This is a genomic window from Vibrio sp. Vb1337 (assembly GCF_033338715.1).
GTDB lineage: Bacteria > Pseudomonadota > Gammaproteobacteria > Enterobacterales > Vibrionaceae > Vibrio > Vibrio alginolyticus.
The window spans coordinates 226,284-248,896 of sequence record NZ_JAWOTD010000005.1 but is presented as its reverse complement, the minus strand read 5'-3'; the positions used below and the strand labels follow the sequence as shown (position 1 = coordinate 248,896).

At 43.7% G+C, this 22,613-nt stretch carries 21 protein-coding genes; 15 read left to right on the top strand and 6 right to left on the bottom strand.

All coding sequences use genetic code 11. From position 1 onward, the window contains the following. Window positions 1-8 precede the first annotated feature (8 nt). Both R7E42_RS08255 and R7E42_RS08250 read left to right on the top strand, forming a co-directional pair. On the top strand, window positions 9-1,379 hold the full coding sequence (locus tag R7E42_RS08255) for a GGDEF domain-containing protein (RefSeq protein ID WP_005376517.1): 1,371 nt from the start codon (window positions 9-11) through the stop codon (window positions 1,377-1,379). 157 nt (window positions 1,380-1,536) lie between these two features. Next, window positions 1,537-2,424, top strand: coding sequence for a LysR family transcriptional regulator (locus R7E42_RS08250; RefSeq protein ID WP_005376516.1), 888 nt, complete (start codon window positions 1,537-1,539; stop codon window positions 2,422-2,424). On the opposite strand, the gene R7E42_RS08245 is transcribed toward R7E42_RS08250, so the two are convergent. Continuing rightward, window positions 2,421-3,029, bottom strand: a complete 609-nt coding sequence (locus R7E42_RS08245) for a response regulator transcription factor (RefSeq protein WP_017821556.1) — start codon at window positions 3,027-3,029, stop codon at window positions 2,421-2,423. The genes R7E42_RS08250 and R7E42_RS08245 overlap by 4 nt on opposite strands. Before the next feature lie 682 nt (window positions 3,030-3,711). Here R7E42_RS08245 and R7E42_RS08240 point away from each other — a divergent pair. Then, window positions 3,712-4,692 (top strand): chemotaxis protein, encoded by a 981-nt coding sequence (locus R7E42_RS08240; protein WP_025998672.1) that lies wholly within the window; start codon window positions 3,712-3,714, stop codon window positions 4,690-4,692. A gap of 49 nt (window positions 4,693-4,741) precedes the next feature. Here R7E42_RS08240 and R7E42_RS08235 read toward each other — a convergent pair whose 3' ends face one another. After that, complete coding sequence (locus tag R7E42_RS08235; RefSeq protein WP_262602081.1) at window positions 4,742-5,278, bottom strand: conjugal transfer protein; 537 nt, start codon at window positions 5,276-5,278, stop codon at window positions 4,742-4,744. Between the two features lie 444 nt (window positions 5,279-5,722). Here R7E42_RS08235 and R7E42_RS08230 point away from each other — a divergent pair, with 444 nt between their 5' ends. The 4 genes from R7E42_RS08230 (at window position 5,723) to R7E42_RS08215 (ending at window position 8,575) form a co-directional block, all read left to right on the top strand. Continuing rightward, window positions 5,723-6,445 carry a sulfite exporter TauE/SafE family protein gene (locus R7E42_RS08230; protein ID WP_005376512.1) on the top strand — a complete coding sequence of 241 codons (723 nt, stop codon included), beginning with the start codon at window positions 5,723-5,725 and terminating at the stop codon, window positions 6,443-6,445. Between the two features lie 102 nt (window positions 6,446-6,547). Next, on the top strand, window positions 6,548-7,453 hold the full coding sequence (rarD, locus tag R7E42_RS08225) for an EamA family transporter RarD (protein ID WP_031778926.1): 906 nt from the start codon (window positions 6,548-6,550) through the stop codon (window positions 7,451-7,453). Window positions 7,454-7,661: 208 nt separating this feature from the next. After that, window positions 7,662-8,048: an MAPEG family protein gene (locus R7E42_RS08220; protein ID WP_005376510.1), complete on the top strand. Its 387-nt coding sequence runs from the start codon at window positions 7,662-7,664 to the stop codon at window positions 8,046-8,048. After that, the gene (locus tag R7E42_RS08215; RefSeq protein ID WP_203345397.1) at window positions 8,042-8,575 is read left to right on the top strand and encodes a DNA mismatch repair protein; all 534 of its coding nucleotides are present in this window, start codon (window positions 8,042-8,044) and stop codon (window positions 8,573-8,575) included. Before R7E42_RS08220 ends, R7E42_RS08215 begins: the two co-directional genes overlap by 7 nt. Window positions 8,576-8,859: 284 nt before the next feature. On the opposite strand, the gene R7E42_RS08210 is transcribed toward R7E42_RS08215, so the two are convergent. Continuing rightward, window positions 8,860-10,224, bottom strand: a complete 1,365-nt coding sequence (locus R7E42_RS08210; RefSeq protein ID WP_203345398.1) for an endonuclease/exonuclease/phosphatase family protein — start codon at window positions 10,222-10,224, stop codon at window positions 8,860-8,862. A gap of 394 nt (window positions 10,225-10,618) precedes the next feature. Between R7E42_RS08210 and R7E42_RS08205 the strand changes: the two genes are divergently transcribed. Further along, window positions 10,619-10,933: a DMT family transporter gene (locus R7E42_RS08205; RefSeq protein WP_005376506.1), complete on the top strand. Its 315-nt coding sequence runs from the start codon at window positions 10,619-10,621 to the stop codon at window positions 10,931-10,933. 79 nt (window positions 10,934-11,012) lie between these two features. On the opposite strand, the gene R7E42_RS08200 is transcribed toward R7E42_RS08205, so the two are convergent. After that, complete coding sequence (locus R7E42_RS08200) at window positions 11,013-11,918, bottom strand: DMT family transporter (protein WP_005376505.1); 906 nt, start codon at window positions 11,916-11,918, stop codon at window positions 11,013-11,015. 168 nt (window positions 11,919-12,086) lie between these two features. Between R7E42_RS08200 and R7E42_RS08195 the strand changes: the two genes are divergently transcribed. The 3 genes from R7E42_RS08195 to R7E42_RS08185 all read left to right on the top strand — a co-directional run bounded on the left by R7E42_RS08195 (window position 12,087) and on the right by R7E42_RS08185 (window position 14,760). Then, window positions 12,087-12,545: an NUDIX hydrolase gene (locus R7E42_RS08195; RefSeq protein ID WP_005376504.1), complete on the top strand. Its 459-nt coding sequence runs from the start codon at window positions 12,087-12,089 to the stop codon at window positions 12,543-12,545. Window positions 12,546-12,649: 104 nt separating this feature from the next. Next, window positions 12,650-13,222, top strand: coding sequence for a GNAT family N-acetyltransferase (locus R7E42_RS08190; protein WP_033906501.1), 573 nt, complete (start codon window positions 12,650-12,652; stop codon window positions 13,220-13,222). A gap of 125 nt (window positions 13,223-13,347) precedes the next feature. Further along, window positions 13,348-14,760 carry a coniferyl aldehyde dehydrogenase gene (locus R7E42_RS08185; RefSeq protein WP_318072570.1) on the top strand — a complete coding sequence of 471 codons (1,413 nt, stop codon included), beginning with the start codon at window positions 13,348-13,350 and terminating at the stop codon, window positions 14,758-14,760. A gap of 175 nt (window positions 14,761-14,935) precedes the next feature. Here the strand turns inward: R7E42_RS08185 and R7E42_RS08180 are convergent, their stop codons facing one another. Continuing rightward, window positions 14,936-15,415 (bottom strand): aminoacyl-tRNA deacylase, encoded by a 480-nt coding sequence (locus R7E42_RS08180; RefSeq protein WP_005376501.1) that lies wholly within the window; start codon window positions 15,413-15,415, stop codon window positions 14,936-14,938. 156 nt (window positions 15,416-15,571) lie between these two features. Here R7E42_RS08180 and R7E42_RS08175 point away from each other — a divergent pair, with 156 nt between their 5' ends. The 4 genes from R7E42_RS08175 to R7E42_RS08160 all read left to right on the top strand — a co-directional run bounded on the left by R7E42_RS08175 (window position 15,572) and on the right by R7E42_RS08160 (window position 20,572). Further along, the gene (locus R7E42_RS08175; RefSeq protein ID WP_031781378.1) at window positions 15,572-17,113 is read left to right on the top strand and encodes a glutamate synthase-related protein; all 1,542 of its coding nucleotides are present in this window, start codon (window positions 15,572-15,574) and stop codon (window positions 17,111-17,113) included. Window positions 17,114-17,299: 186 nt separating this feature from the next. Continuing rightward, window positions 17,300-19,474, top strand: a complete 2,175-nt coding sequence (gene katG, locus R7E42_RS08170; RefSeq protein WP_256900074.1) for a catalase/peroxidase HPI — start codon at window positions 17,300-17,302, stop codon at window positions 19,472-19,474. 173 nt (window positions 19,475-19,647) lie between these two features. Then, on the top strand, window positions 19,648-20,100 hold the full coding sequence (locus tag R7E42_RS08165) for an antitoxin Xre/MbcA/ParS toxin-binding domain-containing protein (protein WP_017820987.1): 453 nt from the start codon (window positions 19,648-19,650) through the stop codon (window positions 20,098-20,100). A 1-nt stretch (window position 20,101) separates the two neighbouring features. Beyond that, complete coding sequence (locus tag R7E42_RS08160) at window positions 20,102-20,572, top strand: RES family NAD+ phosphorylase (protein ID WP_213966182.1); 471 nt, start codon at window positions 20,102-20,104, stop codon at window positions 20,570-20,572. A gap of 80 nt (window positions 20,573-20,652) precedes the next feature. On the opposite strand, the gene R7E42_RS08155 is transcribed toward R7E42_RS08160, so the two are convergent. Further along, window positions 20,653-22,503, bottom strand: a complete 1,851-nt coding sequence (locus tag R7E42_RS08155; protein ID WP_262629102.1) for an acyltransferase family protein — start codon at window positions 22,501-22,503, stop codon at window positions 20,653-20,655. Window positions 22,504-22,613: the final 110 nt, after the last annotated feature.

The following is a 22,613-nucleotide window of genomic DNA, read 5'->3' as shown; positions in this document are numbered from 1 at the left end:
ACCGCATCATGACACTTAAAAGTATCGCGTTGTCCCTTTTTATCGCAACATTACTATTCGTCACTTCTGTCACAATGATTGGTGCGGTGTTAATTTCTTATGAAGTAAAGCAGTTCAACACTTACGCGAATAATTTAGCCAAAATAAAACAAAAAGTAATTCTCATGGGGCTATTGACGGAAGCGCAGCTCGAGCAATACAAAGGCATGAGCGTGAGTGAAGTAGAAGCGCAAACAGAGCTGAGCTTTCAAGATGCGATTTACTCCCTGTCACCTTATGAAAAACTTAATTACGTTGAAGCTGTTGCACGGAAATCGCTTCATCAGGCTGAAGCGTATTTATCAAATGCGTTCAATCGACAAAATGCCGTTATGTATTTTCGTTCTTATACTGGAAACAAACTCATCTTAGAGAGACCGATTGAAGCGTTAGAGGGAGTGAAAGCCACATTTGATGTTGATTGGTGTAAAAGTAATTATTCTTGTGTGTTAGCTGCGTGGAAAGAGCAACTGACGGACCGGGTATTGTTTTCCCTACCATTTAAAACGACATACTCCGATGACATGGCGATAAGCATCATGAGTCCGGTTTACTTTCAAGGTGAGTTAGTGGGGGAGTTCTCGGAACAATTGTACCTCTCGCCGCTTTACAATGATGGGAAAGCGGTAGATGTTCAAATAGCGAATGGGAACAAGCAAATGGTGATTTATTTCGCTGGCTACCCCTTTCCATCATTCGCGTACACCCAATCATATGTCGCAGACAACAACAATCTTATCGTTTACATGTACCCATTCAGTAAAATTGTATTGGATTACGTGTTCTTGTTTATCATCTTCTTTTTCGTAACCTTAGCGTATTACAACAAAGCTTATGAATCTAAAGAGAGCAAACTTCGCCTCGCGAAAGCACTGACGAACGTGACGAAAGATGATTTAACGGGATTGTTTAACCGCAGAGTCTTTCAAGATAGCGAATTCAAACGTCGTTTGGAAACCGCGCCATATTCCGTCATTGCAATAGATGGCGATAGGATCAAGAGAATCAATGACCATTACGGTCACCATGTAGGGGACGAAGTTATTGGGATTATTGCTGATGCTATGTCTAAAGTGTTTCGAAATAGTGATTATCTAGTTCGAACTGGTGGTGATGAGTTTGTTGCGATTCTGCCAGGTTGCAGTATCAGCCAATCTTCAATATTGGCGAAGAAGCTTCGTAGTGTCGTTAAAGATAACCGACTAAAGACCTTGGATATCGAAGTTAGTGTTAGTACTGGTATCGCGGCGAATGAATTACACGAAACCCTTCAGGACGTTATTGTACGTGCAGATGAAGATCTCTATGAGATGAAAAAACACAGACAAAAGTCCCATTAAGCAGCGCTAGTATTGACTCAATGTTAAGTTACGGAACATAACCATGACATAACTGTTTGATTAATTTGACCAAACAGAATGAGTGGTCTTTTATATTAGAGCAGTCAACAAATAGTGATTGCTCTATTTATTCTCGACCTTACATTTGGTGTCGCACGTGAACAAAGATCTCGACTTAAACTTACTTAAAATACTTGTCTTACTGGATAAGCACCGTCAGCTCAAGCCCGTTGCGAAAGCGATGGGGAAGAGCGAAGCGTCAATTAGCAAATACCTTGCCCGATTGCGACTCCAGCTAAACGATGAATTGTTTATTCGGCATCCTCACCACATGGAACCGACGGACTATTTAAAACGTCAATTACCTAAAATTTCCGATGCACTCGAGAAGCTTGAAACTTGTCTAATTAGAGATGAGTTTGAACCGGAAAATTACGAAAAAGACATCACCATTTGTTTGCCGCAAACCGCTCAATACTCATTTGGGCATTTACTTGCAATGGATTTAATGGCGCTGTTTCCCAAGGCGCACATTTCGATAGCAACGATTACAGAGTATACGATAGAAGAGATAATCCTAGGCAAAGTGGATGCGCAGTTACATTACTTCAACGAGGATGTTCCGAAATCTGTTTATCAGAAGTTCATCGGCTATGCGCCTGCTGTGGTAGTTGTCCCTGAAGAGCTGGGAATTGCCACCCTGGAAGAAGCGGCCAAACTTCCCTTTATCATGTTAGAGATTATCGGTTGGAAAGAGAAAGAGCAGCTCGTTAAGCGTGCAATGGAAAGCCACGGTATGGTCATCAACCGTATTGCGGCTCTAGACAACGTAAGCAGCGTATTGAAGCTAATTAAGCAAAAAAGCGCCGCAACCGTGTTACTTGAATATCAGGCGCCAATTGATGGATATAAATTTATAAGAGTGCCAGAGCATTTTTACCCAGATGGCTGGCCAAAAGTGGTTGTACAGGTGAAGCAAAGCTTAAGACATGATGCAATGCACCAGTTGTTAATCGGTGCTATTGCAAAATACATGAGCGCTTAGCGGCAAAACTCAATGTTTTCTGACTGAGGAATAGTATGCAGAAGTTCAATCAACGTGTCCGCATGGTACTTTTTCAGAATACGCGTTTTGTAGGTGCTGATTGTTTTAGCGCTGAGTGAAAGTTGTTCAGAAATCTTCTTATTTGAGTAGCCTTGTACAAGATAATGGAACACCATGGCTTCGCGATTTGAAAGTGTTACGTTACCTGACGATGGTGTGTGAGTCGACTTAAACATTGAGTAACCGCGTGAAACACTCACAATTGCGTCGATAATGGTCTCTCTTGTTTCATGCTTGCTTAAGAAGCCGTTTGCGCCCATTTCGTACGCTGCTTTAGAAAGACTCGAGTAGTCGCGTGAAGAAACAAATAACAGTCGGCCACGATATCCCGTCGCTAAAATGTTTTTGGCTAAACGCATACCATCGCGGTCGCCAAGCACTACGTCTAGAATAATCAAATCAATCTTTTGGCCTCGAACAAGATCCATCACTTCCGCACTGTCAGTGGTTTGAATCACTTCAGCTGCGTTGATTACAGATTCAACTAGAGAAGCAAGTGCTTCGCTATACAATGGTTGAGCGTCGATAATAAGAACATTATTCAAAGTTAACCTCACCTAATACATCAACTAGTGTGCTGTCAGGCGACAGCGCAATTGGATGAATAAGATTGTAGGAAAAACCTTGCTAAGAGGAAGGAAAATGACTCTTTCCAAAAGTGAAAATCAGTGTCTTGATTATGGGAATAGCGATGTCAGGTATTGAAATACCTAGTGATAGGATGATTGCTTAAAACTTACGCTGACAGAAAACTAACAAACTGAAAGTGTTCTTTCAGTGTTCTATGCCTTCAGATTTTCTTGCGATGCCTCTAGCGCTTCGATTTAAACCCGTGTTCACAAGCGCAGTTTTATACCATGCCACTTGAAGAGAGCTTGTTCTACACCAGGCATGAGCACGCTAGCCAACTTTGCACTGATATCTGTTGGATAGGTTTGGCTATTGACGCTGAACATCACTTCAAATTATTTCTAAACTTTTCATTGACTCGGCCGCTAAAAGTGGAGGTGTTAATTCGCACTTTGGCCACTCATAATGTCGCGTTCAAAAATGAGACAATTTTACATGGTTTGGTATGGAAATGTGCGTTAGCCGTCCTTTTGATGGTTTACAAATTTTGTTGTAACGACTAAAAAGGACTTTTGGATTTTTAGCCAGAGAATGGCTTCTCATGGCGTTTGCATCAAACTTTTTCTGATGCGTATTTTTGGTTGGATAATTGGCTTTATGAGTAACGTAACCAGCACCATTTTGACAGAAAGTGGTACCAATGAGCTTGAAATCATCGAGTTTCATTTAGAAAAAACATTGCCAGATGGCAGCACAAAAACTTGTTATTACGGCATTAACGTTGCGAAAGTACGAGAAGTGATTCGCGTGCCAGAAACAACCGATTATCCAAACGCACAACCTCATATGATTGGTGTGTTCTCATCCAGAGATGTACTGACGCCTTTAGTGGATTTAGCTGGTTGGTTAGGTGTACCAACACGACAAGATCTGGAGCGCAAGTTTGTAATCGTTACGGATTTCAACAAAATGACCAACGGCTTCTTAATTGACAGCATTTCGCGTATTCATCGCATCTCTTGGAATGATGTGGAATCACCAAGTCAGTTTTTGGAAGCGGGCGAACAAGATTGTGTAGTAGCCGTTGTCCGTAAAGAAGGCAACCTGATCATGATTCTCGACTTTGAAAAAATCATCGCAGACATCAACCCAGAATTGAGTATGGAAAAATACGATGTGAAAGGGGACAAGTCGGTGGATCTCAACCAGAGAATGGTCGGTAAGCGTAATGCTAAAACGATCATGGTGGTGGATGACTCAGCATTTATTCGCTCTTTGATCCAAGATACATTAGCTTCTTCAGGCTACAATGTGATCACATGTAAAGACGGTGGTGAGGCGCATGAGAAGTTGATGAGCTTGATCGAGGTTGCGAAAGAAGAAAACTTGCCAGTTAAAGAGCTATTAGATGCGGTGGTTACGGACGTAGAAATGCCTCGAATGGATGGTATGCACTTAGTGAAGAGACTACGAGATACCGAAGCGTTTCATGAAATGCCGATCATTATGTTCTCGTCATTGATGAGTGAGGATAACCGAGCGAAAGCACTATCTCTTGGCGCAAATGATACGATTACCAAGCCAGAGATTGGCCGCATGGTGAATATGATGGATAAATACGTGTTTAACTTTGCGTAAAAAACCGATCAGATGAAACAAATAAGGCTGCCGATTGGCAGCCTTATTTTTATTGAGGGCAGGGAAGAATCTCTAAGGTGTAACTCTCGTTTGGAGTCTGCGGCGGCCCATATAAAATTCCGCATTGAGTTAGGCTACTATTTTTATCATCTCTTGCTGAAATGACGACTTTAATGTTGTTAGTCTGAACAATTTTCCAGTCACTATCACCATGCTGATTCTCAAGTTCCGAGACTAATAGAGCTAAGCTTGTTTCATCTGCATCTGGGTAACCGTACCTAAATGTACAGTTAAGAGAGCCATTTAACTCACAGCTTGAGAAAGGCAGACTTTCTGGGCCCTTACCTGAACCTGCGTCGGTGTGTTTATTTGATATATATGGATAATGTTCCAACCCTGCAATCGCCATTTTCCCATAACCCACGCCTAATGCTGACGCAATAGCGCCTTTCATTCCTTCCAAACGTGCTTCACGTGCATCACTTTGAAGGTTTAAAAAGCGTGGCGCGGCAGTGACAGCAAGAATACCGAGCACGACAATAACTACGACTAACTCTATTAGAGTAAATCCCGTTTGTTTTTTCATATTATTTTCACAGCAAGTTAAAGGTAGAAAAACACTGACCGTACACTTGTTTATTGTGTAAATAAGTACGGTAATGATAAATCGATCAGTAGTATAAGGAGGTGAGTTGTAAAGTGCTATACCGACGCCGCACTAATTGACTGAATCCATTAAATGCAATGGAGAATTCATGGGTCTAATTCTGCTAGATTTTAAGAGGTCATTAATTCCGCTGAAGAAATGCTGCGTGAACAGGCGAGCATGAATCCTCTTCGATGTAAGCAAACATGTACATCAGCGGAATGAAATACAAAATGCAAATGAGGGCGAACCGCACAAATGGATTGTCTTTTTATTCACTTTGATGAATGCTACGCGGAATTCATATCGCAGTATGCCTGAGGTATTCATCATGCGAATGTGCTTTGGTTTTGTGTTTATTTTTCAAATATAAGAATAATCTAAATGGAATTCGATTCGATAAACTTCCTTGCAATAGGTTTGATATTTCTTGGCTCTTATGTCCAGACCGCAATCGGTTTTGGCTTGGCTATTGTTGCCGCACCTTTACTGATTCTTTGGGCGCCAGAATATGTTCCTGCGCCAATCTGTTTAGTCGCGTTATTTATTTCGTTGATGAATGCGATGAAGCACCGCAGTAGTGTTGAAATCGGCGGCTTAAAGATGGCGTTGATTGGGCGAGTGCCGGGATCAATTGCTGGTGGCTTGCTACTCTTTTTTGTATCTACACAAACTCTCACGCTTTGGATTGGTTTGTTGGTGCTGTTTGCAGTCGTGGTGAGTGTTTTACCGTTTCGGGTTGAGCCTACGCCTTCGCGTATGACATGTGCTGGTTTCTTTTCTGGGTTGTTTGGTACCAGTTCTGCGATTGGAGGCCCTCCGATGGCGTTATTGTTGCAGCATCAAGAAGCAAATCAGTTACGCGGCAACTTATCGGCTTTTTTTGTTTTCAGTTCGATTATTTCACTAATAGTACAAATCCCAGTGGGCTTCTTCACATTGCATCATTTGGTCATTACTATTCCTCTATTACCTGCTGCGGCGCTTGGTTACTGGCTAGCAATGAAAACTACCCAGTCGTTACCAAAAGAAAAGATTCGGTTTGGGGCACTTGTGTTGTGTTTTGTGAGTGGCTTTACTGCCGTCGTACAAGCGTTGAGCCAATAATGCCATCTGCATCATAAAGCCACTGCGGGATTGCATTCCTTTTTATGTAAGGCGGACTTGTTTACTTACGCCAAATTGGTCGTTTAGATGGGCGATAGTTTTATGAATAACACTCGTTATGGCACTTTTATGGCAGCATTCTCCTTTGTGATCTGGGGATTGCTACCAATTTATTATCGTTATTTACCAAATGCTTCTATGGATGAGTTGCTAGCATGGCGAATCATTGGGTCTGTACCTGTCGGGTTTCTAATTGTACTTGGGATAACCCGTCGAGGGCTGAATTGGAAAGAAATCTGGCTTGATAAAAAATCCTTGTGGTACACGTTTGTGGCGAGCAGTTTGATGTGTATTTCTTGGAGTGCGTTCACTTGGGCTTTGACCCATCATCGGGTCATCGATGCCAGCTTAGGCTTCTTTATTGGACCATTAGTATCTGTTGCGCTGGGCGTATTTATTCTTGGGGATAGGCTCTCAAAAGGCAAACTTATTGCAATAGTGTTGGCAACAATTGGTGTTATGTATCAAGTGATTCACTATGGTCAGCTACCCGTTATCGCACTAACGATGGGGTTGTTCTTTGCTTTGTATGGGCTGTACAAGAAGAAGATAAATTATGACTGGAGTACAACCTTGTTTGTTGAGGCGTTGTTACTGACTCCAGTTGCACTCGCCTATTTGCTCTATAAACAATGGGCAACTGGTGAACTGGCTTCGGGCACAGATACCACAACATTGCTTTTGTATTTTGGCAGTGCACCTATCACACTTTTACCACTCGTATTTTATTCTATCGCAATACGTATAACTAATTTATCAACCGTCGGTCTAATGCAATACATCGAGCCAAGCTTGCAGTTTGTGTTGGCAGTTATGTTTTTTGGCGAGTTGTTTGACGAAGTGAAAGCGGTGACCTTTGCATTTATTTGGGTAGGGCTGTTGTTCACAATTTTTGAAAGTATTATCAAAGGGCATCGGCGCAAAAAGCTGGTCAAACACCCCTTATAGTGGTTTCAATATTCTCACATATTAGCTTCTTTATTCTTATGCCCTCATTCGAGGGCATTTTTAATACCATAAAGCATTGGCTTTCGTTTTTTGCCCGAATAGAAATCATAACTTGAGATTATTTGACGCATTATCATAATGATACCGCTATAGTTATAGCCAAGTGACACGCTTATATAAGTGAAAACCAGATCAAGAAGGACGACATATGATCACAGCTCTGTATGCCAACATTCTCGCAATACTCATTATTTGGTTGGCTGTTCAAGTAATTAAGCAACGTCGCTTAAATCAAATTGCTTATGCAGATGGTGGGGTAGAGGCTCTACAAATTGCTCGTAGTGCCCAGAGTAATGCGACAGAATATATCCCCATCACCCTGATTTTAATGGCACTTTTAGAATTCAATAGTGCTTACCCAACATGGATACATCTCACCGGTATTATTTTTGTAATTGGTCGAGTTATTCATGCTAAAGGCATATTGAAAAAAGACTTGAAAAAGCGCATTAGAGGGATGCAGGTGACATTTCTGGTGATACTTTCATTGGTTGTGTTAAATATGATTTACCTGCCATACGATAAGTTATGGTAAGTCTGCGACGTTACATTCCACCACCATGGGTACTCGTTCTGATTGGATTAGTACTGAATATTGGCGCGATCATCGTTACTAGCTTAGTCCTTGATAAGTTGGGTAAACAGCACTCGCAGCTCGCAGAGCAAACAGCAGAAAACTTGTATTCCATCCAACTCGCATGGAACAGTGTGGAAACCCTAGAAAGGAAAAGAGAAGCTTTACTGCTGCATGTGCACATAAGTCAGAGCGTAGCGATGCCTTTAGAGCTAGAAGAGGTATTAGCAGGTCATTTATCTTCTTGGGTTCATAACGAGTCGGATGAAATAAAAATTGATCAACTTCCTCAACTAATGTCAAAGATAAATCAGGCACAAGCTTCGTATAGAGACCGCATCGATAATTACTACATTGAGAATGTAGAGCTCAATGAGGTAATGGCAAAGCAGGATGAAAAGATCGCTTGGTACAAGAATATCGGACTCTTCTTGCAAGTATTCGGACTTGCGTTAATCCTTGCACGCGACTTAGCTAGGAAGCAATAAAAGCAAGAGCTAAAGATCAGGTTTATTGCGAAATGCCAATGGTAGTTTGCAAATTGCAATTTATTCTGTGAGCAAACAGTAGCTATTGGTTAAGTTTTAATGAAAGTGATTAAATAACAACCTGTTTTTGTGCGCTGAAAAGTTGGCACGTCTCATGCTTTAGTATGAGTGACCCTTTCTAAGCCGAGGGTCACCTAGCCAACTGACGTTGTTAGTGAACCATCTTGTTCACAAATATATACAGCCAATCACGACTCCTTGTGGTTGGCTTTTTTTTATGCAGTCTAGAACTGTGCTTTAATCCAGATCATGCGATGGTCGGAAGATACATCCTTACCATCACCATACTTACCGATACGTGCATCGTTAAATAGTTTACGGCCTTCTTCATAAGACGCTGACCAGTACACACCAGAGTCTATTACATTCAAATTTGCTGAAGGCAAGGCATAGTCTACCCCTAAGCCAAACGTTGAAGTGATGCGATTCGGATATGGGTGAGTTGAACTGCGGTCAACAGCGTGTTCAGCTGCACCAAAGCTTGTTGGGTAAAGCTCACCATTCATCACGGTTTGATTAACCAATGGATCGTTGTGCAGCTCTTGCATTACAGAGCTAATACCGTCACCAGCCACTGGATCAAGGTTTTGATCACCCATCATTACGAATTTAGTGCCGTTCGTTAAGCCACCTGTTTTACCCGCATCGTCGTAAAAATAGTCTTTACCTTGAATGTAATGATGCCAAAACTCCACTTCTGCTGCGTTTTGCGCTTTGTTTTTACCGGTGTCGAATACTGGTGGAGTAGGATGAGACATCAACAAGTGTACAACTTCTTCGCCATTGCGAGTTGGAATGATGATTGGCGCGTCGACGTGATTTTTCGAAGATAGACGCACTTGATCCCATTCTTCCGCTGAGTACCATTCATCACCACACTTCATGCCGTCTGGAATCTTTTGCGAACCGTCACAGATAGTAATGGTTGGAATTTTCGCACCTTCCATATCTTTCCATTTAAATGCTTGGAATGTACGTGTGTTTGCCGTGTCAATTTTATACTTAGACATAAGGGCAAATGCATATTGACCATGGTACATGCCAAAGCCCCATGCATCACCTGGCATTTGACCTGCGGTTCCGTTGTTGTCGAGATCAAACTCACTCAACAACCCTGTATTGGTTGAATAAGATTCAGCATAAGGGTATTCAATAGGCTCAAGGTTTGCTTCACCGCCCGCGCCATCGATACTTTGCGCGACAGACAAGTAGTTCTTCTGGAATCCTTCAATGGCTGCTTTGTTTTCACCTGTTCCGTCGTTGTTGTATTCCGCCATCATAAGAACATCAGGACGATTCTTTTGAATGATTGCTGCAACGTTACGAATTTGAATGACTTTTTCCGCAGTGGTTTTGTCTTCGGCTGCGATTGAACCGTCTAAATAAGAGGTGACCAACGCAGTTTGCTGCGTTGGTTCAATTTGCATTTCATCTACCAAAGTTTCGAAGGTAGCGCGGTCAAAAGAGAGGTTGTAAGTCGCTATTTTTACTTCTTTAGGCTGAACATTGACGTATTCAGTATCGTCATTACATCCAGATAGTAGAGCGGCGCCAACAAGGACAGCGATAGAGGTTTTGATTGCTTTCATGGGTACGTCATACCTTATAATTAATTCGGCTGAATATTAAAGTCATCAGTCATTGTTTTAAGCGATATTAGTCACACAAATGTTTTCATATTTACATGTTCAATTAGTTTTTGTGTGATTTGTGCAATAAATGCAACACTTTCAACACCAGAAGGTTATATGTAAATTGTTAAAAAACGGTGTCGTTATTGATGCGAAATAGAGAGTCCGCCACCGTTAAAAAGAAAAGCGTAGAATTTAAGCGTGCATGAGATGTTTGAGTTGTATGCTTATCGCCGTGTTTTATTTTTTATGTTTAGATTTCCGTATATAATAAGCAGTCAATCAGAAGTGAGGACGACCTCACCGCTCTATCTTTTCTCGGGGACGACCCCATCTCGTTGGGAAATGTGACATGGCTTGGGGAATTCTCTTCATTGCGGGCTTGTGTGAAATCGCATGGGCTGTCGGTCTTAAATATTCACAAGGGTTTACCAAATTCGGTGCTTCGGCATTCACTATTGTCTTTATGTTATTGAGCTTTTGGTTGCTTGGCATTGCGTTAAGAACCTTGCCTTTAGGCATTGCTTATGGAGTATGGGTAGGGATTGGCGCAATAGGCACGGCAGTCGTGAGTATTTATCTGTTCAATGAGCCAGCAACACTTATCAAAGCCTTAAGCTTGCTAATGATTGTCGCTGGTATCGCAGGGTTAAAAATATCAGCTTAACGTTAGGCTAAACACAAAACAGCCAGAGTCACTCTGGCTGTTTTTCTAAATGTCGTGTTTACGGTTCTGGCGAGGTATATCAAGCGTTGCGCTTAATAAAAGGTAACCGTAAGTGATGACCAAACGCATTAATTAATGCGCCTGTAACAATCAGACCGCCACCGACGTACGTCCAAATGATCGGAACCTCGCCAAAGAAAATGATGCCCAACAACACAGAAAATACGATCTGGATATACGAATAAGCGGAGGCTTTACCCGCTTGTTGAGTTTGCATCGCTTTGGTTAACCCCAATTGTCCAATTTGGGTAAAGACACCAACTAGAACCAACATGAAAGTCAGATATAGATCGGGCATTACAAAATCGTCGCCAATCAGTAAGAGTGAAGCGGGGAGAGCAACCAACGGGAAATAGAAAATGATCACTGAGCTGTCTTCTGTCTGACTCAGTTTTCTGACAATGACGTAGGCAATTGAGCTACCAAATGCGCCTAAGATCGCAATCATGACGCTAAACATTGGTAAAGCGCTATCTGAGCCTTGCCCAGTTTCTGGGCTTACCATGATATAGATGCCGAGTAAGCATAACGCAATACAAAGGAAAGTTGACGGCTGGATGCGCTCTTTCAAGAAAAATACGGCGAGTAGTGCAGTAAATACCGGATGAATATATTGGAATATCGTCGCTTCTGCCAAAGGTAAGGTAGTCACTGAATAATATACACACATCAGAGCCATCGTACCCACAGCACCGCGTGCAAATAGTAATGGCTTATTATTGCCCCATACAGAAATTCGTTTTCGCTTTACATCGAAATAACTAATGATAAGTGAAACGAGCGCTCTTGCTGCAACGATTTCAAAAACGGGGATACCGTAGTTGCCGACGTGCTTTACTGTAGCCGACATCAGAGCAAAGCCGAACGCGGAAAGCACCATAAAGCGCACACCGATGGGAATCATAGTGTTGAATGAATTGGACATTTTACTGCTCATTTGTTGCGACAGATCTCACTTTAGCATACTTAGTTAGCGATTAAATCCTCTCAACTCAAACACTTCTGTCGACAAGATGAATAAACAGTAAAATACGTAGCAATTAATCTGCCTCTCTCAGCGTAACAATAAAAACTCGATATTTAAGGAGCTTACATGATCCCGATAAAAGCAACGCATGTTTCAGGCGTTGTCATTTCAAAAATTGATGGCATAGAAAAAATGCTGTTACTCAAACGCGTAAAAGGTGGCTATTGGTGCCATGTTGCAGGTGGTATCGAAGCGGGTGAAGCCGGGTGGCAAACCATTTTAAGAGAGTTAAAAGAAGAGACACTAATTGACCAAGTTGAGTTACATACTGCAGACTTTCTAGAGCAGTTCTACGAAGCAAAAAATAACCGTATCATGGTTATCCCATGTTTTGTGCTATTTTGTCCGCCTAACCAATCAGTTGTTCTTAACGAAGAGCATACAGAGTATCGCTGGTGTACGCTTGAAGAAGCTAAGCAGCTGGCTCCGTTTGCCAATCAGCATCACCTCTATGAACATGTATGGAAGCATTATGTAGATGTGGCATCACTAACGCCATTTACGCTGATCGATCAAAAGGGCTAAATGAACGGCAACGGCTTTGATTAGTTTTTATAGAGAGGTTTGTTCTCATAAAATGAAGCGTTAGGATTTGCGCTGAGCGTTCACAATAAAAAGGAATAACATCTATGGATGAAGTTACATGCCAAGAGACGTATCAAGGAAATCACTTACAGAAGCGTTTTTCCGTCTCGCAAAGGGTCTCAATTGAGCCCCTCAACACGAAACACGCGTCCGCTTTACTAGAGGTTGTGAACACTCACCGAGAGAGCCTTGAGGGCTATCTACCTTGGACGGATTCTGTCACGAATCATAGAGAGGCCGTGAACTACATTTCCCTGCGAGTGAACAGTAACGCGCTGGATTCCCACTGGTGTGCAATTTATTTTGATGAGCAGCTTACGGGTGTTATTGGCATTAAAGGTGTGGATTTACATACACGTGTTACTGAAATTGGCTACTGGCTTGCCAATAATGGGCGAGGCCATCGTGTGATTGATCAAGTACTCGCAGTATTGATCCCTTTTTTGAAGCAGAAAGGGCACGCACAATTCATTCAGTTCCATTGTATGGAAGATAACATCGCTAGCATCAATATTGCTGAGCGTGCAGGCGCCACATTAAAAGAATACGTTGATCATGAGTTTGATATGCTTGACCGCTCTCAACGACTAGGCATTTATGAACTACGTTTGATGTAGTATCCACCCCAGAGATATTTTAATCAGAGTTCGAACTCTAACTTCACGAGCGCTACAATAGTAACATTGTTGCGCTCGTGTTAACTTGGAGCGTCATTGGTAGAAACTAGGCTAGGAGAAGCATCATGAACGCAATCACAGAGGTTGAAGTAGATAACTTGTTACAGCAAAGCCTCGAACGCTTAAAAGCGGCATATGCAGCCGAGCCTTATCCTAGTTTGGATGAACGTAAACAGCGCCTCGTTTTGTTAAAAAAATCGCTGCTTGAGAACAAACAAGCTTTGGTTGAAGCGTTAAGTGACGATTTTGGCTATCGTTCAGAATTTGATACCGCCATGACCGACGTTTTGCCAACGGTCTCGCATATTAATTATACCCTCAAACGACTAAAAAAATGGTGCAAACCCAGCAAGCGCGAATCCGGCTTATTGCTCGCACCTTCTAAAGTCACCGTTCAGTATCAACCGTTAGGTGTCGTCGGGATCATTTCACCGTGGAACTTTCCTGTGATTTTGAGCCTTGCGCCTTTAGTGACAGCATTGGCTGCTGGCAACCGCGTGATGATGAAGCTCAGCGAATTTACGCCAAAAACCAATAAAGTCATCGTCGATATTTGCCGTGGGTTGTCTGAGTATGTCGAAGTTTTTGAGGGTGAAGCAGACGTCGCACAAGCATTCAGCCAACTGCCATTCGATCACCTTTTGTTCACGGGTTCTACGAGTGTTGGTCGCGCAGTGGCAAAAGCGGCAGCGGAAAACCTTACCCCGGTGACGTTAGAGTTGGGTGGAAAGTCCCCGGTGATCATTGCAAAAGATGCAGACATGAAGAAAGCCGTTGATGCTATCTTGTTTGGTAAATGCATTAATGCAGGCCAGATTTGTGTCGCGCCTGACTACGCGTTTGTACCGCAAGAACGTGTCGAAGAGTTCATTTCGTTATTCTTAAAACGTTTTGAAAAGCTCTATTTAAAATCCAACAAGAATCAAAAGCTGACCCATATTGTCAACCAACGACAATATGCTCGTTTGACTGCGCTACTTGAGGATGCAAAAGCGCAAGGTGCTAACCTTCACACTGTTGAAGCGTCGCCCCAAGAGGAACGACTTCTGTATCCTCATTTGGTCACGGATGTGTCGCCGAATATGCGAATCATGCAAGAGGAGATCTTCGGGCCATTTCTACCTGTTAAGCCCTACAATGCCGTTGATGAAGCGATTGACTACATTAATCAGCGCCAAAGACCACTTGCGCTGTATGTTATGTCGGACGACAAATCGACCATCAAACATATTGTACGCAACACCCACAGTGGTGGCGTCGGCGTTAATGATACGGTTTTACATGTTGGCGCTGAAGATGCGCCTTTTGGTGGCGTTGGTGAATCGGGTATTGGGCATTATCACGGAGAGGAAGGATTCAGAACTTTTAGTCATGCGAAAACCATTCTTCACACACCGAAATGGTTGCCAAGAACGAGCGTATTAATGCGCCGTAGGGCTATGGCGATAAAAGCGATCCAAAAGATCTTTGTTCGATAATAATTATGATTTGATTGATAAAAAACCGCCCGAATAGGCGGTTTTTTGTTTCTATATGCTCTGAAACGCTGAGCACCAAAGTCCGAGAAACTTCCATCGCGTGCTACCAACAAAACAAAGAAAGGCTCTTGTTGAAAGAGCCTTGTTCAGGAAGTGTCGAGAGATCTTGGCAAGTTTAATGCAGAACTTCACTGCTGAATCTTAGATATCTACAGTCGTTCATCAGTTCTTTAAACGCCTTTCGGTCCAGCTTAATCAGAGTTTCATGATCGCCAGCTTCAAGGTAGACATGTTCCAAGTTTGCTAGTCTTTCATCGCAAACTGTCGACATGTGGTAAGGGCTACCAATCGGTGGAATAGCGCCGTGTTCACAATCGGTGAAGAGTCGGTAAACCATACGCTCTTTCACCAAGTGGAAGGTGGCATTAAATTCGTCGTTTAATCTCGACAAACTGATTTTGTTGTTGGCAGGTAAGACCGCCATCATATGACGCCCTTCATGATCCTCTAGAATCACACCTTTTGCGATATTCATTAAAGGCACACCTGCTGCAACACCACTTTGTAGCGAGCTATGACTGTGGCTGTGATTCACGGTTTGAAAGTGAATGTTATGCTCAGTCAAATATTCATCTAATCGGGTTGCAATCGTCATATAGCCTCCACGTGTATGAGACCCATAAAAAGTATAGGTTAGTCGGGCGACAATCGCGCATTTTACTCGGCGACACTGACGCTCTTTACGCTCCTGTTCTACGCTTATTGCAAGCCAGCGAGAAAGCATGGTTAACAATAATAAATAGGGGGCAACATGAGCAAGCCAATCATCGCTGATAACAAGCCGATCAAAGTAGAGTTGAAAGCTGGGCAAGAATATTACTTCTGCCGATGTGGGCGTTCTAAAAAACAACCTTACTGCGATGGGTCTCATTCGGGAACCGGCTTAAAGCCAATGAGCTTTAGTGCGGAAAAAGACGAAGATGCCTATCTCTGCCAATGTAAGCATACCGCCAATGCTCCTTTTTGTGATGGTACACACAAGCGATTTACCGCAGAGCAAGTCGGTAAAGAGGGACCGGAACAAAAGCGAGAGAAAAGAGACAAACCAACGGCGTCTGCTACTCAAGAAGAACCAACCCTCGAGTTTATCCACCAATTAGCGAGAGAAGGACTCTCTAAACTCGGTCATCATGGTCCGATGGCTGCAATGGGGGTTCCTAGGCATTTGCTACCACATTGGGATGCTATACAAATTATGGTGGCGCAAATGGCGACACAACCGTTGTTGGAAGACGTTCCTGTGTCTACCGAGTTGATTGTGGGACCAAACGCGCGTAAGCCGCTCAGACTCGCCATTCCTTTGTTGGTGTCGGACATGAGTTTTGGCGCACTTTCTGAAGAGGCGAAAATTGCACTAGCAAAAGGTGCAGAGTTGGCAGGGACTGGGATTTGCTCTGGTGAGGGTGGCATGTTACCGGAAGAACAAGCCGCTAATTCACGGTATTTCTATGAGCTTGCTAGTGCTCAATTTGGCTACGACGAATCTAAGCTTCTTAATGTTCAGGCGTTTCACTTTAAAGGTGGGCAAGGAGCAAAAACGGGCACGGGTGGTCATCTGCCTGCAAATAAAAATGTAGGTAAGATCTCTCAGGTGAGAGGCATCCCCGAAGGACAACCAGCGATATCACCACCAACGTTCAAAGATCTTCACACTACTCACGATTTCAGAAAGTTTGCTGACAGAGTTCGTGGCATCACAGGCGGTATTCCAATTGGATTTAAACTCAGTGCCAACCATATTGAGCAAGACATTCAGTTTGCGCTTGATGCTGGGGCTGATTACATCATCTTAGATGGTCGCGGTGGTGGCACGGGTGCGGCGCCAACTATGTTCCGTGATCATATTAGTGTGCCCACCATTCCTGCATTAGCTCGTGCACGTAAGTATTTAGATGAAAAAGGTGCAAGTGACCGCGTCACATTAATCATCACCGGTGGGTTGCGAGTTCCTACGGATTTTGTCAAAGCGTTGGCACTTGGAGCAGACGGAGTAGCGATAGCAAACAGTGCGATGCAATCGATCGGTTGTGTCGCGGCTCGCATCTGCAACACCAATAATTGCCCGGCAGGCATTGCGACACAAAATGCCGATTTGAGGCAGCGTCTCGACGTTGAAAAGTCATCCCAGCAACTGAAAAATTTCTTCGAATCTTCGGTTGAGCTCATGAAAGTCATGGCGAGGGCGTGTGGTCATCACGCTCTGAATGAATTTAGTCATCATGATTTAGCGACCTGGGATCACAACATGGCGAGGCTGTCTGGGATTAAGTATTCAGGTATGGACTTAAACTGATCTCTATCCATATTTTCTGCATATAGGTACATGTTTGATAACAATTATTTATTCGCTGAAATGTTTGAAATTTTGACTTGGCGTTAACTAAAAAAACAGTGTATGAACTACGCTGTTTGAGGTGGATATTCGATTTATTGAATAACAAAGAGTGGTTACCACAACCACGACACGAAGGAGCATTATATGAGCAAAGCAAACGGCGGTTCGGTAGGTAAATGTCCAGTTATGCATGGTGGGCAAACATCTACAGATAAGTCGGTGATGGATTGGTGGCCGAATGCCTTGAACTTAGACATCCTGCATCAACACGACTCCAAAACCAACCCATTTGGTCAGGACTTTAATTACAAAGAAGAACTGAAAAAGCTAGATGTCGAAGCACTTAAAAAAGATTTAAAAGATTTAATGACTGATAGCCAAGACTGGTGGCCTGCCGACTGGGGACACTACGGTGGTTTAATGATCCGAATGGCATGGCATGCAGCGGGCAGTTATCGTATTGCGGATGGCCGTGGCGGTGCTGCTACAGGCAACCAACGCTTTGCTCCTCTCAACTCTTGGCCAGATAACGCCAACCTGGATAAGGCTCGACGCCTTTTATGGCCAATCAAGAAAAAATATGGCAACAAACTAAGTTGGGCAGACCTGATTGTCCTTGCCGGTAACATGGCGTACGAATCCATGGGTTTTAAGACCTTTGGCTTTGCGTTTGGACGAGAGGACATATGGCACCCAGAAAAAGACACTTACTGGGGTTCTGAGCAAGAATGGTTAGCCACAAGTGACGCTGATAACAGCCGCTACTCTGGTGAGCGAGATTTAGAAAACCCGCTTGCTGCGGTAATGATGGGTCTTATCTATGTGAACCCTGAAGGGGTAGACGGTAACCCAGATCCTCTCAAAACAGCACATGACATGCGAGTGACCTTTGCGCGAATGGCAATGAACGATGAAGAAACCGTCGCGCTCACAGCTGGTGGTCACACGGTGGGTAAGTGTCATGGTAATGGTGATGCCGCAAACCTTGGCCCAGAGCCCGAAGCAGCAGACGTTCATGAGCAAGGTCTTGGCTGGATTAATCACAAAACACGTGGTATTGGCCGTGACACGGTAACGAGTGGTATTGAAGGTGCTTGGACAACACACCCTACACAATGGGATTACGGATACTTCCACCTACTATTTAAGTATGACTGGGAACTGAAAAAGAGCCCAGCTGGCGCATGGCAATGGGAGCCAATCGACATTGAAGAACAAGACAAGCCTGTCGATGTTGAAGACGGTTCTAAGCGCTACAATCCAATCATGACCGACGCCGATATGGCGCTCAAAATGGACCCTGAATATCGTAAGATTGCAGAAAAGTTCCAAAATGACCCTGCGTACTTTGATGACGTTTTTGCTCGTGCCTGGTTTAAGTTGACACACCGCGATCTAGGACCAAAATCATGTTATTTCGGCCCTGATGTGCCAAGCGAAGATCTTATTTGGCAAGACCCAACGCCCGCAGGTAAGACAGACTACGATGTTGATTTAGTAAAAACAAAAATCGAAGCAAGTGGCCTATCCATTAGTGAGTTAGTAAGTACGGCGTGGGATAGTGCGCGTACTTACCGTGGCTCTGACCGCCGAGGCGGTGCAAATGGCGCGAGAATTCGCTTGGCTCCGCAAAAAGATTGGCAAGGGAACGAACCTGAACGTCTAAGTCGTGTTCTTGCTGTGCTAGAAAAAATAGCAGCAGAAGAGGGCTGTAGTGTTGCAGATGCTATCGTGCTTGCTGGTAACGTAGGTATTGAACTGGCTGCGCGTGCCGCAGGTCATGATGTTTCCGTACCATTCGCGCCAGGCCGAGGTGATGCCACCCAAGAGATGACGGATGTTGAATCATTCGAAGTACTTGAGCCTGTTGCTGACGGTTTCCGGAATTGGTTGAAGAAAGACTACGCGGTTAAGCCAGAAGAGCTTTTGTTAGATCGTGCTCAGCTTATGGGGCTAACGGCGCCAGAAATGACGGTACTTATCGGTGGTATGCGCGTTCTAGGCAGTAACTACGGCGGTGGAAAAGAGGGCGTATTTACTGACCGAGTAGGCACTTTGTCGAATGATTTCTTCGTGAACCTTACTGACATGGCATATACGTGGAAGCCAGTGAGTGCTAATCAGTACGAAATCCGTGATCGTAAAACCGACGCTGTGAAGTGGACGGCAACCCGTGTGGATCTTGTCTTTGGTTCAAACTCGATCCTGCGTTCGTATGCGGAAGTGTATGCGCAAGATGATAATCAGGAAAAATTCATCCATGACTTCATCGCCGCATGGACGAAAGTCATGAACGCGGATCGTTTTGACTTGCAATAAGTGAAACGATGTTCATCGATAGATGCGTAAACAAAGTTGATGAATAAGTAAGAGAGGCGGGCGAAAAGCTCGCCTTTTTCTTTACTATCTTTTTACTTTGATTGTTACTTTGATTGAAAATTAAGCTCATTTGAACCATAATAACTGGACCATATGAACCATAGGAGCTTGATATGGCAACTGCAGCATTAAAAAGCTTCAAACCGAAACAACCTCATAAAGCCAATTTCTGGTTTATGTTGGGTATTGAAGACGCTGAAACAGGTCGCACTGATGCGGTTCACAAAGGCTTTGAGCCAAAGGTGTATCGCAATATTGTTGAGCGTGTGAAGCTTTCTCAGAGTGAGTTTCAAAACGTCACATTGATACCTGTTAGCACGATCAAGCGTCGTCTAAAAAACGATGAACGCTTCAATACGCAAGAAAGTGATGCAATCTATCGATTAGCGATGTTATTGAAACTCGCGACAGAACTGTTTGACGACGAAGAGCGCGCGTTAAAATGGATGAGAGAGAATGTGTATGGCTTAGGTGGAAAACGTCCACTTGATATGGTCTCGACCACGGTGGATTTTGAAATCGTAAAAGATTTGATCGGCCGTTTAGAGCACGGGGTATTCTCGTAATATGAAGCTCTATCGTCTCACACAAAAGAAATTCGCTGACACGCCATTCAGCCCCGTTGGCGCAAAGTTGTTTGGAGGGCGATGGAATTCAAAAGGAACCGAAGTCCTCTACTTCTCTGAATCGGAATCCCTTTGCTCGTTGGAAGTATTTGTTCACGTAAACAACGATCCTGCTATCACCAAACTTTACGATTTATATCGTATTGAAATGCCAGAATACCTCATCGCCACCTTAGATGAAGAAGATCTCCCTGTGACGTGGCGAGCAATACCGGCGAGCGAGTCTACGCAGTACATTGGTGATCAGTTTCTCAATGATCCTCATCCAGAGTTTGCCGCGCTGCAAGTGCCTTCAACGATTTCACCTCGTGATAAAAACTACGTGGTGAATCCAAATCATCCCAAAATGAAAGAGATCATCAAGAAAGCCGAAAAGCTCGATTTCGCGTTTGATCCGCGCATTTTCAAATAGACGCGCTGGCTTTGTCTTGCTTTAAAGCATTCAGCGCTTACCTGAGATAAGCGCTGAAGCATAAAAGTTTATTCCCTTGGTTAATGTCGGTCGTAAGTGAACTGTTGCGCTTCATTTGTACTGTTGTGGTAATGCCCAAGCACCAACTCAGCACCTTTGTAAGATAAATGGCTGTCATCCGTATACATCGCATTGTTTGCTCCAACTCTCATTCGACATACGCCATTTCTGCAAATGGCATCGGTCAAGTCGACAAACTCAACGTGCTCAAATTGCTCAAAGTAGTTCACTAACTTCGCCACGTTTTGAGGGTGATGTTGTTTGGGAGAAAAGTCACAGGCAGACTCTTCTGTCTCGCCAAACAAACGCGCTTTCCAAAGGCATTCTCCTACCGCAAACGGTGCAGAAGGGGTTGGACCGAAAACGACCACTTCCTTTCCTTTCAGTTCATTCAATAATTTGGTTAATGATGCTTCATAATCGGCTTGTGAAAGCTCTTTATTGAAATTAGAAGAGATAACCACACGACGAATGGAAGGGGTACTTAGGATGGTATCGACAGCCTCATTGAAGAACTGTCGGCAAGAAATTGAGCCAGCAGCTTCTAGGATGTCGACATAACCGACCGCACAGGAGTCTTGAGTAAGTTGCACCACGCCAGTTGGTGTTACTTCAGATAGACGCTTCACGTAAACCATGCTGTGACTATTGCCTAACACAGCGATGGCGGGCTGCGGCGCAGACGAGCACACATCGTTAACGTTGGTGTTGCCGTTGCAATCTAAACCATAACCGTTGTTAACGCGCATGGCCTCGAAAAATGCGCTTCTTTCTGGAAAACCACCGTTTTGATGACCGATAACGCCGAGCGTTAGCAAGGGCAACGTCAACAACACAATAACCGCGGACACAGTGCGCATGCTCATGGCTTTTCGGCTACGGAACGGCTTTTCAATAAAGCGCCAAGTGAAGTAAGACAATACAAAAAGAGCGATAACGTAAAGCGGGATATTGACGTCTTGTGTTGTGTCCAACACGTAGCGGTAAAAGACAAATAATGGAATGTGCCACAAGTATAAGCTGTAGCTGATTAATCCGACGAACACGACCCATTTTAGGCTCAGTAATCTACCGCAGACATTGTCTTTAGAGGCAAACAAAATCACCAACGCGCTACCGATGACCGGCACCAGCAGCGTAATGCCCGCGCCATCTTGCGATTTTTCAAACAAAAGCGCGGAAGCCAATATCAAAACGATGCCAATGGTTGCTAGAGTATCGTTAGATTGAACTTGGACTTTTCTCATCACTAATGCGAGTAATGAACCGGTTGCCAGCTCCCAAGCGCGAGAGAAGATCATGTAAAAAGCGAAATCAGGATCGTTGCTCGCGTAGACAATAGTCATCAAACTCAGCACAAATACCGTGATAAAAAAAGTCAAGTAAAACGCGTTTTTGCCACGAGCGAGTAGCATGAGTAGCAAAGGAATGACAATGTAGTATTGTTCTTCAACGCCCAAGCTCCATGTGTGGAACAGCGGGTTGGCTTGATCTTCTAAACCGAAGTAATTGTGGCCTTTCAAATACAGAAGAATGTTGGATGAAGAGAGAATGGAAGACACTGCGAACTGACCAACGTCTTTGTGTGCTTGCGGCAAAAATAGCCACCAAGACATCAAATAGCTGACGGCGATCACCACCAGTAAGAGGGGGAGTATGCGACGAATGCGTCGCTCATAAAAATCACCAAGGCTGAACTTCTGGTTTTCTAAGTCGTTAATCACGATGGTGGTGATCAAATAGCCGCTGATCACAAAAAACACGTCGACGCCAATAAAGCCACCAGCGAATTGCTCAACTCCTGCATGAAACAAAATCACCAACGTGACAGCAATCGCCCTTAATCCGTCTACTTCTGCTCTGTAAGTCATATCGTGTTGCTCCAACATTCCGTTTAATGAAGTAGAGCAAAATATGAACCAGAAATAATGTTTATTTAAATCAGTGTCTTAAAGTAATTGTCAAAATGAAAATGCTAGGT